Origin of the sequence: Nocardioides terrae (assembly GCF_900112345.1) — a bacterium.
GTDB classification, from domain to species: domain Bacteria; phylum Actinomycetota; class Actinomycetes; order Propionibacteriales; family Nocardioidaceae; genus Nocardioides; species Nocardioides terrae.
In genome coordinates this window covers 193889-208436 of record NZ_FOLB01000003.1, presented here as the reverse complement: position 1 = coordinate 208436, position 14548 = coordinate 193889, and the positions used below count along the sequence as shown (strand labels likewise).

Annotated in this window: 12 protein-coding genes; all 12 read left to right on the top strand. The window is 72.4% G+C overall.

Translation table 11 applies throughout. The annotated features are described in order from the left end of the window. Positions 1-366 precede the first annotated feature (366 nt). The 12 genes from mraZ to ftsZ all read left to right on the top strand — a co-directional run bounded on the left by mraZ (position 367) and on the right by ftsZ (position 14545). Entirely contained in the window at positions 367-798 is a 432-nt protein-coding gene (mraZ, locus tag BM236_RS05740; RefSeq protein ID WP_175507572.1) for a division/cell wall cluster transcriptional repressor MraZ, read from the top strand. 250 nt (positions 799-1048) lie between these two features. Continuing rightward, on the top strand, positions 1049-2068 hold the full coding sequence (gene rsmH / locus BM236_RS05735; RefSeq protein WP_091121248.1) for a 16S rRNA (cytosine(1402)-N(4))-methyltransferase RsmH: 1020 nt from the start codon (positions 1049-1051) through the stop codon (positions 2066-2068). After that, a complete protein-coding gene (gene ftsL / locus BM236_RS05730; RefSeq protein WP_091121245.1) occupies positions 2065-2520 on the top strand; it encodes a cell division protein FtsL in 456 nt (151 codons plus the stop codon). Before rsmH ends, ftsL begins: the two co-directional genes overlap by 4 nt. A gap of 123 nt (positions 2521-2643) precedes the next feature. Continuing rightward, entirely contained in the window at positions 2644-4410 is a 1767-nt protein-coding gene (locus BM236_RS05725) for a peptidoglycan D,D-transpeptidase FtsI family protein (protein ID WP_245750155.1), read from the top strand. Between the two features lie 18 nt (positions 4411-4428). Continuing rightward, positions 4429-5994 carry a UDP-N-acetylmuramoyl-L-alanyl-D-glutamate--2,6-diaminopimelate ligase gene (locus BM236_RS05720; protein WP_091121242.1) on the top strand — a complete coding sequence of 522 codons (1566 nt, stop codon included), beginning with the start codon at positions 4429-4431 and terminating at the stop codon, positions 5992-5994. A 136-nt stretch (positions 5995-6130) separates the two neighbouring features. After that, positions 6131-7198, top strand: a complete 1068-nt coding sequence (gene mraY, locus BM236_RS05715; protein WP_091121240.1) for a phospho-N-acetylmuramoyl-pentapeptide-transferase — start codon at positions 6131-6133, stop codon at positions 7196-7198. Continuing rightward, a complete protein-coding gene (murD, locus tag BM236_RS05710) occupies positions 7198-8655 on the top strand; it encodes a UDP-N-acetylmuramoyl-L-alanine--D-glutamate ligase (RefSeq protein ID WP_091121238.1) in 1458 nt (485 codons plus the stop codon). The genes mraY and murD overlap by 1 nt, the downstream gene beginning before the upstream one ends. 27 nt (positions 8656-8682) lie before the next feature. Beyond that, positions 8683-9939, top strand: a complete 1257-nt coding sequence (ftsW, locus tag BM236_RS05705) for a putative lipid II flippase FtsW (protein WP_091121236.1) — start codon at positions 8683-8685, stop codon at positions 9937-9939. A gap of 12 nt (positions 9940-9951) precedes the next feature. Beyond that, positions 9952-11016 carry an undecaprenyldiphospho-muramoylpentapeptide beta-N-acetylglucosaminyltransferase gene (gene murG / locus BM236_RS05700; protein WP_091121233.1) on the top strand — a complete coding sequence of 355 codons (1065 nt, stop codon included), beginning with the start codon at positions 9952-9954 and terminating at the stop codon, positions 11014-11016. After that, positions 11013-12422 carry a UDP-N-acetylmuramate--L-alanine ligase gene (murC, locus tag BM236_RS05695; protein ID WP_091121232.1) on the top strand — a complete coding sequence of 470 codons (1410 nt, stop codon included), beginning with the start codon at positions 11013-11015 and terminating at the stop codon, positions 12420-12422. Before murG ends, murC begins: the two co-directional genes overlap by 4 nt. A 43-nt stretch (positions 12423-12465) precedes the next feature. Then, the gene (locus tag BM236_RS05690; RefSeq protein WP_091121230.1) at positions 12466-13200 is read left to right on the top strand and encodes a cell division protein FtsQ/DivIB; all 735 of its coding nucleotides are present in this window, start codon (positions 12466-12468) and stop codon (positions 13198-13200) included. Between the two features lie 178 nt (positions 13201-13378). Further along, positions 13379-14545: a cell division protein FtsZ gene (gene ftsZ / locus BM236_RS05685; RefSeq protein ID WP_091121228.1), complete on the top strand. Its 1167-nt coding sequence runs from the start codon at positions 13379-13381 to the stop codon at positions 14543-14545. Positions 14546-14548: the final 3 nt, after the last annotated feature.

Sequence of the window (14548 nt, the reverse complement as noted above, 5' to 3'; positions counted from 1 at the left end):
TGTGGTCCTTCCGGCGGGCCGTCCGCATCTTCGCGGGGCGCTTGACCCAACCGTATTGCGCTCGGCAAGTCCTGCGCTCCCCGTTGGTCCACTTCACCAGCTCCACCACCAGCTCCACCACCAGCTCCACCACCGGCTCCACCCGCCCTCCCGACGCTCCACGACCCCTCCACGACCCTCCACGACGCCGAGCGCCGGGCTGTTCAACGGCGAGCGGTGTGCGTTCCACCGCGGGCGGGGAGCGGTCCGACGCGCAGAAGGGGCGTCAGTGGTTGACGGTGGAGGAAAGTGGGGTACGGTGGTGGAAAGTGGAGGACGAGGCCACGAACGTGGAGCGGCCTGGTCGGACCGAGGGGGGTGGTGCCCGTGTTCTTCATGGGCACGTTCACTCCGAAGCTCGACGAGAAGGGCCGTCTCTTCCTCCCCGCGAAGTTCAGGGATCGGCTGTCGGAGGGGGTCGTCGTGACGCAGGGTCAGGAGAACTGCCTGGTCGTGTGGCCCGAGGACACCTTCATGGCCGAGGCCCAGCGGGCGCAGCAGACGCCGCTGACCTCGCGGGGAGCGCGTGACTACGCCCGCGTCCTCTTCGGTGGCGCCGAGCCGGGCGTCCCCGACAAGCAGGGCCGGATCAGCATCTCCCCGCTCCTGCGCGCCTACGCCGGCCTGACGAGGGACGTCGTGGTCATCGGCGTGATGGACCGGATCGAGATCTGGGACCCCACGCGCTGGCACGACTACTCGGCCGTGGCCCAGGCGAAGTTCGCCGAGCTCGACGAGGACCCCGCGGCCCAGAGCTGACGGGCACGACCGGACACAACTGACACAACTGAACAGCGGCTCCGCAGGACGAGGTCTCAGTCCCGCTCGCGGTCATCTGGGGCACCTTCCCCGGTTCCAGACGACCGTCGCCCTCCTGGGGCACTTCCCCGGTCCCAGATGGCGCGCTCACCCGACGTTGCGCCGGGCGGGCATGAGACCTGGTCCTACGGAGCCGCTCCGCATTTCCAGCAGGGCACTTTCCAGGGACGGAACCGACGGTGGGGTCGAGATGAGCGGCGCAGACGACGCAGAAGGGACGGGCGCACCGCGCCACCTTCCCGTCCTGCTCGACCGCATCGTCGACCTGCTCACCCCGGCCCTGACCCGCGACGGCTCCGTCATCGTCGACTGCACGCTCGGCCTGGGCGGGCACAGCGAGGCGGTCCTCGAGCGCATCCCGACCTGTCGTCTCGTCGGCATCGACCGGGACCAGCACGCCCTCGCCATGGCGGGCGAGCGGCTGTCGGCGTATGGCGACCGGTTCACCGGAGTCCACGCCGTCTACGACGAGCTGCCCGAGGTGATCGCCGACCTGGGGCTGACCTCGGTCGACGCGGTCCTCTTCGACCTCGGCGTCTCCTCGATGCAGCTCGACATGCGCGAGCGCGGCTTCGCCTACGCCGCTGACGCCCCGCTCGACATGCGCATGGACGACAGCACCGGGCCGACCGCGGCCGACGTCCTCAACACCTACGCGCCGGGCGATCTCGCGCGGATCCTGCGCGAGTACGGCGAGGAGCGCTTCGCCGCCAAGATCGCCCGGGCGATCGTCCGCCGGCGCGAGACGACGCCGTGGACCACGAGCGGCCCCCTGGTCGAGCTGCTCTACGAGGTCATCCCGGCGCCCGCCCGGCGTACCGGCGGGCATCCGGCCAAGCGCACCTTCCAGGCGCTGCGGATGGAGGTCAACGACGAGCTCGCGGTGCTGCGGCGTGCCATCCCGGCCGCCGTCGAGGCGATCGGCATCGGCGGCCGCGTCGTCGTGGAGTCCTACCACTCGCTGGAGGACCGGCTCGTCAAGCAGGCCTTCACCGCCGCCACCCGGCTCGACGTCCCGCCCGACCTGCCGTTCGTGCCGGCCGGCATGGAGCCGACCCACCGTCTGGTCACCCGCGGCGCCGAGCAGGCCGACGCCGACGAGATCGCCCGCAACCCGCGCGCCGCCTCGGTCCGCCTGCGCGCCGTCGAGCGTGTCCGCCCGTCCCGCCCTTCACCCAGAGACCCAGCACAGCACCGGGGAGCGTCATGAGCAGTTCCGCAGCACCGAAGATCACCTCCCGCCGGCTGGCCTGGCTCGAGCCGGGCGCGTTGCAGCGCGCCCGCCTCACCGTCGTCCCGCGCCGCCGGGTGCAGGCCTCCCGCTTCCCGTTCGTGACCCTCGTCAGCCTGATCCTGCTCGGCGGCGTCATCAGCCTGCTCTGCTTCAACACCTCCATGCAGCAGGCGGCCTTCACCGAGTCACGGCTGGAGAAGCAGGCGACGAACCTCGCCGCGCAGCAGGAGTCGCTCGAGATGGACCTCGAGCGGTTGCGCGACCCGCAGCACGTCGCCGAGGCGGCCGAGCGGCAGGGCATGGTCATCGCCGCCAACCCGCTGATCCTGCACGTCGACACCGGACAGGTCAGCGGCGAGGCGGTGCCGGCCAACGGTGACGCCACGCCACCGCTGTGGCCCGCCGTGCGCAAGCCCAGCTTCAACTGATCCCTCCGACACGCGGGCGCGATGAGCCGGCGATCGAGGGGGAGCAGCGAGACTTCATCGTGGCGCGACTCAGCAGTCACACCAGTAACAGGAACGACCGGACCGAGGAGCAAGGGGGAGCGGGTGGCCACGAAGCGCACCGGTCGCGGCTCGCCGCACTTCAGGTTGCGGGTCGGCTTCGTCCTGATCGCGATGGTGCTCTCGCTCTTCGGGGCGCGCCTGGTGCAGCTGCAGGCCTTCGACCCGTACTCCTACGCCGCCGCGGCCCGCAAGGCCAACATGGACCACGTCATCCTCCCGGCCACGCGGGGCGACATCCTCGACCGCAACGGTGAGCCACTGGCCGACTCCGTCGACGGGCTCATGGTGGTCGCGGACCCGAAGCTGACGGCCAAGCAGGCGCCGCAGCTGGCCAAGTTCCTCTCCAACAAGCTCGGCATCGACTACTTCACCGCGCTGCGCCAGCTGCGGGGGGACAGCGACAGTCGCTTCGAGTACGTCGCCCGGCGCGTCCCCGCCACGCTGGCCGCCGAGGCGGTCCAGGAGGCCGAGGCCCTCCACTACAAGGGCCTCTCGACGCGACGAGACCCGGTCCGCAACTATCCGGGCGGCGACCTGGCGGCCAACATCGTGGGCTTCGTCGGGACCGACGAGTCGCTCGGCGGCCTCGAACGCACCTTCGACGAGCAGCTCGCGGGCAAGGACGGCACGGCTACCTACGAGGTCGCGGGCGGCAGCCGCATTCCGCTCGGCCGGAGCACCACCGTCGCGCCCGTCAACGGCCACGACCTCAAGACCACCATCGACCGCGACGTCCAGTGGTACGCCGACAAGGTGCTCGCCCAGGCGGTGACGTCGACCGACGCCGAATCGGGCGTCGCGATCGCGATGGACACCCGGACCGGCGAGGTGCTGGCGTTGTCGGACTTCCCGACGTTCGACGCCAACAAGCCCGGGCAGTCGCCGAAGGCCGACCGCGGCAGCCGTGCCCTGTCCGACGTCTACGAGCCCGGCTCGGTCGAGAAGGTGCTGACCCTGTCGGCGCTCATCGACGCGGGCAAGGTCACCGACCGCACCCGGCTCACCGTGCCGAACAGCCTGGACCGTCAGGACCACCCCATCCACGACTGGTTCGACCACCCCACCAAGCGGTGGACGCTGGCCGGCGTGATCGCGCAGTCGTCGAACATCGGCACCGTGCTGGCGGCGGACAAGTTCGGCCCGGGCCAGCTGCGCGACTACTTGGCGAAGTTCGGACTCGGGCAGCGCACGGGCGTCGGCCTCTCGGGCGAGTCCCCGGGCATCCTCCCCAGCGGTGCGGCCTGGACCGACCAGGTCGAGGACCGCATCGACTTCGGCCAGTCGCTCTCGGTCAACGCGCTCCAGATGGTCACGGCCGTCAACACGGTGGCCAACGGCGGCGTCCGTGTCTCGCCGAGCCTCATCGAGGGCAGCGCGACCAACGACGCCGGCGAGACCGTCGGGACCGACCACACCACCCGGCAGCGCGTCGTCAGCAGCGAGGCGGCCAAGCAGATGATGCAGATGATGGAGCGGGTCCCGGACCCGGACACCGGCACCGCTCCGGGCGCCCAGGTGCCCGGCTACCGGGTGGCCGGCAAGACCGGCACCGCCCAGCGCGCCGTCGACGGTCGCTACGACGGCTCGCTCACCGTCTCCTTCGCCGGCTTCGCCCCGGCCGACGACCCCCGGTTCACGGTCTACGTCGCGGTGCAGGACCCCCAGCGCAACAAGGGCGGCGGCTCGCTCGCCGGGCCGGTGTTCTCCAAGATCATGAGCCGCCTGCTCGCGCGCTACGGCATCCCGCCGACCGGCACCAAGCCCTCCCACCTGCCGGTGGAGTGGGGCCCCGGTCACCTCAAGTACTGACCTCGCGATAATCGCCTGATGCAGGACACCGACCGCGCCGGCGTGGCGGCGACCCGGCCACGACGCTCGCCGCGCGTCGCGCTCTCCGAGCTTCGCGACGTGCTGCCCGGGGACTCGACGATCTCGGGCGACGAGACGACCGTCGTCACGGGCCTCTCGCTGAGCACGCAGCGGCTGGTCCGGGGGGACCTCTACGCCGCGCTGCCCGGGTCGCGCGTGCACGGCATCGACTTCGTCGCCGACGCCCTCGACGCGGGTGCCGTCGCGGTCCTCACCGACGAGGTCGGCGCCAGCCGGGTCCGGCCCGGGTCACCGCTGCTGGCCGGCGTACCCGTCGTCGTCACGCCCGACCCGCGGCGCGTCCTCGGGCGCCTCGCCGCACGCGTGTACGGCGACCCGGCGGCCGCGCTGCGGATGGTCGGTGTCACCGGGACCCAGGGCAAGACGACCACGACCCGGCTGCTCGAGGGCGGCCTGCAGCGGGCCGGTGTCACGTCCGGCGTGATCGGCACCGTCGGCACCCGCATCGCCGGCAAGGACGTGAAGACCTCCCTGACCACCCCCGAGGCGCCGGACCTGCACGCGCTCTTCGCGCGGATGCGGGAGCAGAAGGTCAAGGCGTGCGCGATGGAGGTCTCCAGCCATGCACTGGTGCTCGGCCGCGTCGACGGGGTCGTCTTCGACGTCGCGGTCTTCCTGAACCTGGGGCGCGACCACCTCGACTTCCACCGCGACCTCGCCGACTACTACGCCGCCAAGGCGTCGCTCTTCACCCCCGAGCGCGCGCGGATGGGACTGGTCAACGTCGACGACGAGCACGGTCGCCGGCTCGCCGCCGAGGCGCAGATCCCGATCCGGACCTTCTCAGCGAGCCCCCTCGCCGGCACCGACGCGGACTGGCGCGCGGTCGACGTCGAGCTCGGCCCACAGGGATCGACCTTCACCGTCGTGGGGCCGGACGTCCGCTTCGAGGCACGCTGCCCCCTGCCCGGCGACTTCAACGTGGCCAACGCCCTCGCCGCCATCGCCGGGGCGGCGGAGGCGGGCCTCGACGCCCAGCGCGTCGCCAACGGGATCGGGCAGGGCGGCGGCGTCCCCGGCCGGCTCGAGCGGGTCGAGGGCGGCCAGGACTTCACCGTGGTCGTCGACTACGCCCACAAGCCGGACGCCGTCGAGGCCGCGATCCGGACCCTGCGCCCCCTGACCGGCGGGCGGGTCATCGTCGTGATCGGCGCGGGCGGCGACCGCGACGCGGGCAAGCGGCCGGTGATGGGCGAGCTGGCTGCCCGGCTCGCCGACGTCGTCGTCGTCACCGATGACAACCCGCGCACCGAGGACCCCGCCGCGATCCGGGCCGCCGTGCTCGAGGGCGCGCGACGCGGGAGCGCCGACGTGCTCGAGAGAGACGATCGGCGCGCCGCCATCGAGGAGGCCATCGGCGCCGCCCGCACCGGTGACATCGTGCTCATCGCGGGCAAGGGCCACGAGACCGGCCAGGAGGTCGACGGCGTCGTGCACGCCTTCGACGACCGCCAGGTCGCTCGCGAGGCCCTGGCCGCCCTGCGTCGGGACGCTGCGGAGTGAGCCATCGGTCACACGCCGGGATGGCTCCACCGGCATGGCGAGTGAGGGCCGGCGGACGACTACGGCAGGATGGTGCGGGCTCGTCCCCGGACGGGCGGGTGGGGGCACCCACGGACGAGCAGGCGATGAGGGAGTCATGAGAGCGATCCTTTTGGGCGGCGGCCTGTCCCTGCTCATCTCGCTGCTCGGCACCCGCATCGCGATCCGGCAGTTCACCCGGCTCGGCTACGGCCAGGAGATCCGCGAGGACGGCCCGACCAGCCACCACACCAAGCGCGGGACGCCCACGATGGGCGGCGTCGCGATCATCGTGGCCGCGGTACTGGGCTACTTCGGCGCCAAGCTCGCGACCGGCGTCGAGCCGTCGTACTCGGCGCTGCTCCTGCTCTTCCTCTTCGTCGGGACCGGCGTGGTCGGCTTCCTCGACGACTTCATCAAGATCTACAAGCAGCGCAACCTCGGTCTGCGCAGCAAGGCGAAGATGATCGGCCAGACGGTGATCGCGCTGGTCTTCGGCGGCCTGGCGCTGTGGGACCGGCTCGCCGACGGGAGCGGCCGCAACCCCGCCGCCGACCACCTCTCCTTCCTGCGCGACTTCGGCTGGACGCTGCCCACGATCGTGGTGCTGCTGCTCATCTGGTTCCTCGTCACCGGCTTCAGCAACGCCGTCAACCTCACCGACGGCCTGGACGGCCTGGCCACCGGCGCGAGCGCGCTCGTCTTCTCGGCCTACGTCGTGGTGGGGATCTGGCAGGCCAACCAGACGTGCGGCGTGACGCTCAACCCCAAGTGCTACGAGGCGCGCGACCCGCTCGACCTCGCCGTGGTCGCGGCCTCGATCGCCGGCGCCTGCATCGGCTTCCTGTGGTGGAACGCCTCGCCCGCCCAGATCTTCATGGGCGACACCGGCTCGCTCGCCCTCGGCGCCGCGCTGGCCGGCTTCGCGATCCTCTCCCGCACCGAGCTTCTCGTCGCCGTGCTGGGTGGCCTCTTCGTCATCGAGACGCTCTCGGTGATCCTGCAGGTCGGCTTCTTCAAGGTCAGCAGGGGCAGGCGGATCTTCCGCATGGCGCCCGTCCACCACCACTTCGAGATGCTCGGCTGGGAGCAGGTCACCGTCGTCATCCGGTTCTGGGTGATCACCGGCCTCTGCGTCGCCGCCGGCGTCGGGATCTTCTACGCCGAGTGGGTGACCGGCAACTGATGGACCCTCGGACCCTCGGCCGGCACGACTCCTGGGAGGGCGTCCGTGCCGTCGTCGCCGGCTTCGGCGTCTCCGGCTTCGCCGCCGCCGACAACCTGCTCCACCTGGGTGCCGCCGTCACGGCGCTCGACGAGAAGCCGGCGGAGGGTGAGCGGGCCGAGAAGGCACAGCTCCTCGAGGTGCTCGGTGCCCGGCTGGAGCTGGGCGAGGGGTCGACGGCGCAGCTGCCCGACGGCGTCGACCTGCTCGTCACCAGCCCCGGCTGGCGGCCGTCGGCGCCGCTGCTGGCCCAGGCGCGCGACCGCGGCATCCCCGTGTGGGGAGAGGTCGAGCTGGCCTGGCGACTGCGCGACCCGGAGAGCGCGGCGCCCTGGCTGGCCGTGACCGGCACCAACGGAAAGACCACGACGACCGAGATGCTCGACACGATCCTGCGCACGGCCGGGCTCCGGTCGGTGGCCGTGGGCAACGTCGGCCTGCCGATCGTCGAGGCGGTGATGGACCCGACGCCGTACGACGTCTTCGCGGTCGAGCTCTCCAGCTTCCAGCTGCACTACACCGACTCGATGGCGGCCGAGTCCGCCGCGGTGCTCAACGTCGCCGAGGACCACCTCGACTGGTACGACGACCTCGGCGGGATGTCCGGCTACGCCGCCGACAAGGGCCGGGTCTACCGGGGCGTCTCGCGGGCCTGCGTCTACAACGTGGCCGACGAGACGACCCGGCGGCTGGTCGAGGAGGCCGACGTCGTCGAGGGCGCCCGGGCCATCGGCTTCACGCTCGGCATGCCCGGCGTCGGCATGCTCGGACTGGTCGAGGACATCCTCGTCGACCGCGCCTTCATCGAGGAGCGCGCGACCAGCGCCGCGGAGCTCTGCCAGGTCAGCGACCTGGCCAGCCCGGCGCCGCACTTCGTGCAGAACGCGCTCGCTGCCGCGGCCCTGGCCCGCGCCCACGGTGTCAGCCAGGCGGCCGTCCGCGACGGGCTGCGGTCCTTCCGCCCCGGCGGCCACCGGATCTCCGTCGTCGCCGAGAGCGGGGGCGTCACGTGGATCGACGACTCCAAGGCCACCAACCCCCACGCCGCACAGTCCAGCCTGCTGGCCTACGACCCCGTCGTCTGGGTCGCGGGCGGCCTCGCCAAGGGGGCGACGTTCGACGACCTGGTCCAGGCGGTGCGTGGCCGGCTGCGTGCCGTGGTCCTCACCGGGCGGGACCGCGGCGTCATCGCCGACGCTCTCGCGCGACACGCGCCGGATGTGCCGGTTGTGACAGCTGGGACCGGTGAGACTGGTGCGGACGTCATGCGACAGGTCGTGGCGGCCGCTGCCGGTCTCGCGAAGCCCGGGGACACCGTTCTCCTCGCGCCCGGCTGTGCCTCCATGGACCAGTTCCGTGACTACGCCGCCCGGGGTGACGCGTTCGCCGCGGCGGTGAGGGAGCAGACCGGACACTGAGCGGCGCGAGGCAGGGGGAGCCAGGGGATGACGACAGCCAACCCCGAGGACACGGCCCTCGTCCCCGCGGTCCGCAGGAGCCGCAGCCCGCTGCCGGTCACCCCGTGGCTGCGCGCCGTGCGCGAGGCGCTGGACCGGCCGCTGACGTCCTACTACCTGCTGCTGGGCGCCACCGCCCTCCTGCTGACCATCGGCCTGGTCATGGTCCTGAGTGCCTCGAGCGTGAAGTCCTACACCCAGTTCGGCGACTCCTACACGATGGTCCGACGGCAGGCGCTCTGGGTGCTGATCGGCCTCCCGGTCGCCTTCGCGGCCAGCCGGATGTCGACCCGCTGGATCCGGCGCTTCGTCTGGGCGGCGTACGTCGTCTCGCTGGCCCTGCTGGCCCTGGTCGCCGTGATGGGCCAGGCCAAGAACGGCAACCAGAACTGGCTCGGCGTCGGACCGATCGCGATCCAGCCGTCCGAGATCGCGAAGCTGTCGCTGATCCTCTGGGCTGCCAACGTCTACGCCAACAAGGAGCGCCGGCTCGCCAGCCTGCACCACCTGATCATCCCCGTGGTCCCCGGCATGCTGCTGGCGACCTTCCTCGTCATCGCCGGTCGCGACCTCGGCACCGGACTCGTCCTCTTCGCCATCATGCTCGGCATGCTGTGGATGGCGGGCGCTCCCGCCCGGCTGTTCGGCCTGTGCCTGAGCATCGTGACCGTGGCCGCCTTCGGCCTGGCCACCGTCGACAAGGAGCGCGTCGCCCGGCTGACGAGCTTCTTCGACCCGTTCAAGGACTTCCAGGGCAACGGCTGGCAGGCCGGTCACGGGCTCTACGCGCTGTCGAGCGGCGGCCTCTTCGGTGAGGGCATCGGCGCATCCACGCAGAAGTGGGGCAGCAACCTGCCCGCGGCCCACACCGACTTCATCTTCGCCGTGCTCGGCGAGGAGCTCGGCCTGGTCGGCACGCTGCTCGTCATCGGGCTGTTCCTCACCATCGCCTACGCCGCCCTGCGGGTCGCGCTGCAGACGGCCGACCCGTTCGTCCGCTACGTCACCTTCGGTGTCGTGGTCTGGCTGATCGGCCAGATGATCATCAACATCGGCATGGTGCTCGCGCTGCTGCCGGTCATCGGCATCCCACTGCCGCTCGTCTCCTACGGCGGCTCGGCGCTACTGCCCACGCTGGCCGCGCTCGGCCTGGTGATCGGCTTCGCCCGTCGCGAGCCGGAGGCGGCCCGCGCTCTCGCCGCCCGGCGCAAGGCGCGCTCGGCCGGCCTGTCCGCCTCTCGATAGTCTCTTACCGCCATGCGTGTTCTCCTCGCCGGCGGCGGAACCGCCGGCCACACCTCGCCCCTGCTCGCCACCGCCGATGCGCTGCGCCGGCTCGACCCGAGCGTCGAGATCACCTGCCTCGGCACGGCCCGCGGGCTCGAGACGCGGGTGGTGCCGGAGGCGGGCTACCCGCTCGAGCTGATCCCGCCGGTGCCGCTGCCGCGCACGCTCAACCCCGACCTCTTCCGGGTGCCGTCACGCCTGCGGGGCGCGGTGAAGGCGACCCACGACGTCTTCGACCGCGTGCGGCCCGACGTGGTGGTGGGCTACGGCGGCTACGTCTCGGTCCCGGCCTACCTGGCCGCCCGCCGTCGCAAGGTGCCCGTCGTCGTGCACGAGCAGAACGCCCTGCCCGGCTACGGCAACAAGGTGGGCGCTCGGGTCGCCACCCGGGTCGCGGTCAGCTTCCCGGACACACCCCTTCCACACGCCGAGTACGTCGGCCTGCCGATCAGGCGGATGATCTCGACCCTGCGCCGGCACGCCCTGCGGAGCGAGGCGCTCGCGTTCTTCGGTCTCGCCGAGCGGCCGACGCTGGTCGTCACGGGCGGCTCCCAGGGCGCCCGGAGCCTCAACTCCGCCGTCACCGCCGCCGCGCCGACCCTCGTCGAGGCCGGCGTGCAGGTGCTGCACGTGGTCGGGCCCAAGAACGACCTGCCGCCGGCCGCGCCGGGCTACGCGCCGGTCGGGTACGTCGACCGGATGGACTACGCCTTCGCGGGGGCCGACCTCATGGTCTGCCGGGCGGGTGCCAACTCGGTGGTGGAGGCCGCTGCGGTCGGCGTGCCGGCCGTCTTCGTGCCGCTGCCGCACGGCAACGGCGAGCAGGAGCGCAACGCCCGGCCGGTCGTCGAGGCCGGAGGAGCGCTTCTCGTCTCCGACGCCGCCTTCACCGAGCAGTGGCTGACAGGGACGGTCCCCTCGCTCATCGCCGACCGGCACCGGCTGGCCGAGATGGGCGCCGCGGCCGAGCGGCTCGTGCCGCGTGACGCCGACGACCGGCTCGCCCGGATCATCGCGGAGGTGGGCGGCCGGTGAGGGTGCCAGTCCCCGAGGTCATCCTCCCCGCCGACCGGCTCGGCCGGGTCCACTTCGTCGGCATCGGCGGCGCCGGGCTCTCCGCGATCGCCCGGATCATGCTGGCGCGCGGCATCACCGTCTCCGGCAGCGACGGCGTCCACTCGCCGACCCTGGACGAGCTGCGCGCCCTGGGCGCCACCGTCCACCTCGGCCACGCGGCGGAGAACGTCCACGGAGTCGACACCCTGGTCGTGTCGACGGCCGTCCGCGAGGACAACCCCGAGGTCGTCGAGGCGGAGCGGCTCGGGCTGCGGCTGCTGCCCCGCTCCGCCGGACTGGCCAGCGTGATGGCCGACCGCAAGGTCCTCGCCGTCGCCGGCACCCACGGCAAGACCACCACCACGTCCCTCCTGACCGTCGCGCTGCGCGAGGCGGGTGCCGAGCCGACGTACGCCATCGGGGGCGTGCTGACCGCGTCCGGCACCAACGCCGAGCTCGGTGCGGGCGAGCTGTTCGTCGCCGAGGCCGACGAGAGCGACGGCGCGTTCCTCGTCTACCGGCCCTTCGCCGCCATCGTCACCAACGTCGAGGCCGACCACCTCGACTCGTGGGGGAGCGAGGCGGCCTACCGTGCCGCGTTCAACGAGTTCGTCGAGCGGATCGACCCGGCGGGCCTGTTGGTCGCGTGCGTCGACGACCCGGGCGCCGCCGAGCTGCGCGCCGTCGCCTCGAGCCTCGGCCGGACCTTCGTCGGGGTCGGCACCACCGACCAGGCCGACGTGCGTGCCGTCGACGTCGTCCTCGAGGGCATCACCTCCTCCTTCACCGTCGTCGACCGCGGACGCGAGCTGGGCCGGGTCACGCTGCAGATCCCGGGCCGCCACTACGTCCTCGACGCCCTGGCCGCGATCACGCTCGGGCTGCGCACCGGCCACGACTTCGAGGCGCTCAGGCGCGGCGTCGAGGCCTTCGGCGGCACCCGGCGGCGGATGGAGCGCAAGGGCGAGGCCGGCGGCGTGGAGGTCTACGACTCCTACGCCCACCACCCGGCGGAGATCGCGGGCGACCTCGAGGCCGCCCGCGCGGTCGCGGGGGAGCGGCGGCTGCTGGTGGCCTTCCAGCCGCACCTCGTCTCCCGGACGCGGATCTTCGGGCCCGACATGGGCCGGGCGCTCGGCGCCGCCGACGAGGTCGTGGTGCTCGACGTCTACCTCGCGCGCGAGGACGCTGACCCCGAGGTGACCGCGGCCCTCGTGGCCGACCACGTCCCGCTGCCCGCCGATCGCGTGGTGACCGTCGAGGGGCTCGACGCCGCCGCGGCCGAGCTCGCCCGTCGGGCCCGGCCGGGTGACCTCGTCCTGACCCTCGGCGCGGGCAGCATCACTGCCGTCGGCCCGCAGGTGCTGGAGCTGCTGCGTGCGTAGCAGGTCGAGGGCCTCGGCCGAGACGTCCGGCACCCTTCCGCCGGTGTCCGCCGAGGACCGGGCGGCCCGACGGACGCGGCGACGCTTCGCCCGGCGCCAGTGGCGCCGCCGCTGGCTCGCCTGGCGCCGGGTGCTGGCCGTCGCGGTGGTGCTGGCCGCGATCGGCACCGCGGCGTGGGTGGTCTGGTTCTCGACCCTGCTGTCGGTGCAGTCGGTGCAGGTCAGCGGAGTGTCGACGCTGCGTCCGGGACAGGTACGCCGGGTCGCCCACGTCGAGATCGGCGACCCGCTGGTCTCGGTCGACCTCGGCGCGGTGCACGCCCGGATCGCCGCGCTCGCGGCCGTCGACCATGTCGAGGTGTCGCGGCAGTGGCCGGACCAGGTCCGCATCGAGATCACCGAGCGGACCCCGGTCGCGGTCGTCGACTTCGGCGGCCGGCTGAGGGGGCTCGACAAGAACGGCGTCGTCTTCCTCGACTACAAGACCGCCCCGGCGGGGCTGCCGAAGGTGACCACGCCGTTCGGCACCAGCGCGGAGGCGCTGCGCGAGGCCGCGAGGGTGGTCACCGCCCTGCCGGTCGAGCTGACCCGGGTCGTCGACCACGTCGAGGTCAAGACCGTCGACCAGATCACCCTGGCGTTGAGCGACGGTCGCACGGTCGTCTGGGGGAGCGCGGCCGAGTCGCCGCAGAAGGCCGAGGTGCTGCGCGCCCTGCTGGGGCAGGACGCGAAGACCTACGACGTGTCGGTCCCCGGCCAGCCCACGACCGCCGGCTGAGCAGACCGGCCCGGATCTCCGACACGCGGCGTGTCTGCGCCGATCGACGGTCGCCGCTGCCTACTGTCTTCAGCACGACGAGGTTGACATAACTATAACCCTCAGCCTGAGGGTCAGGGTTCTCGACACGCCGGACAGACCAGACACACACCCGGAAGACACACGAGGGGCGAGCACCGTGGGAGCTGCACAGAACTACCTGGCGATCATCAAGGTCGTCGGCATCGGTGGAGGCGGTGTCAACGCCGTCAACCGGATGATCGAGGTCGGCCTCAAGGGGGTCGAGTTCATCGCGATCAACACCGACGCGCAGGCGCTGCTCATGAGCGATGCCGACGTCAAGCTCGACATCGGCCGCGAGCTGACCCGCGGCCTCGGTGCCGGCGCCAACCCCGACGTCGGCAAGCAGGCCGCCGAGGACCACGCCGAGGAGATCGAGGAGGTCCTCAAGGGGGCCGACATGGTCTTCGTCACCGCCGGCGAGGGTGGCGGTACCGGCACCGGTGGCGCGCCTGTCGTCGCCAAGATGGCCCGCAGCCTCGGCGCGCTGACCATCGGCGTCGTCACCCGCCCGTTCGCGTTCGAGGGCAAGCGGCGTGCGAAGTCGGCCGAGGACGGCATCGCCGGCCTGCGTGCCGAGGTCGACACCCTCATCGTGATCCCGAACGACCGGCTGCTGTCGATCTCCGACCGGAGCGTCAGCGTCATGGATGCCTTCCGCCAGGCCGACCAGGTGCTCCTCCAGGGCGTCGCGGGCATCACCGACCTGATCACGACCCCCGGCCTGATCAACCTCGACTTCGCCGACGTCAAGTCGGTCATGTCCAACGCCGGCTCCGCGATCATGGGCATCGGCTCCGCGCGCGGGGACAACCGCACCGTCGAGGCCGCCCAGACCGCCGTCTCCAGCCCGCTCCTCGAGGCGAGCATCGACGGCGCCCACGGCGTGCTCCTGTCGATCTCCGGTGGCTCCGACCTGGGCCTGTTCGAGATCAACGAGGCCGCCGCCCTCGTCGCCGAGGCGGTCCACGCCGAGGCCAACATCATCTTCGGCGCCACGATCGATGACGCCCTCGGCGACGAGGTCCGCGTGACGGTCATCGCCGCCGGCTTCGACGGCGGGCAGCCCAAGCGGCTCGACGAGAGCAACTCGATGCGTCGTCCGCAGCAGAGCCAGGAGCAGACCCGCGCCGCGGTCGCGGCGGCGGTCGCCCCCCGACAGGCCGCTCCCGCGCCCGCCCAGGCCTCCGGCCCGACGACGCCGCCGCCCGCACCCCGCCCGGCCGCGCCCGAGCCGGTGTCGTACAGCGACGACGAGCTGGACGTCCCCGACTTCCTGAAGTGATCG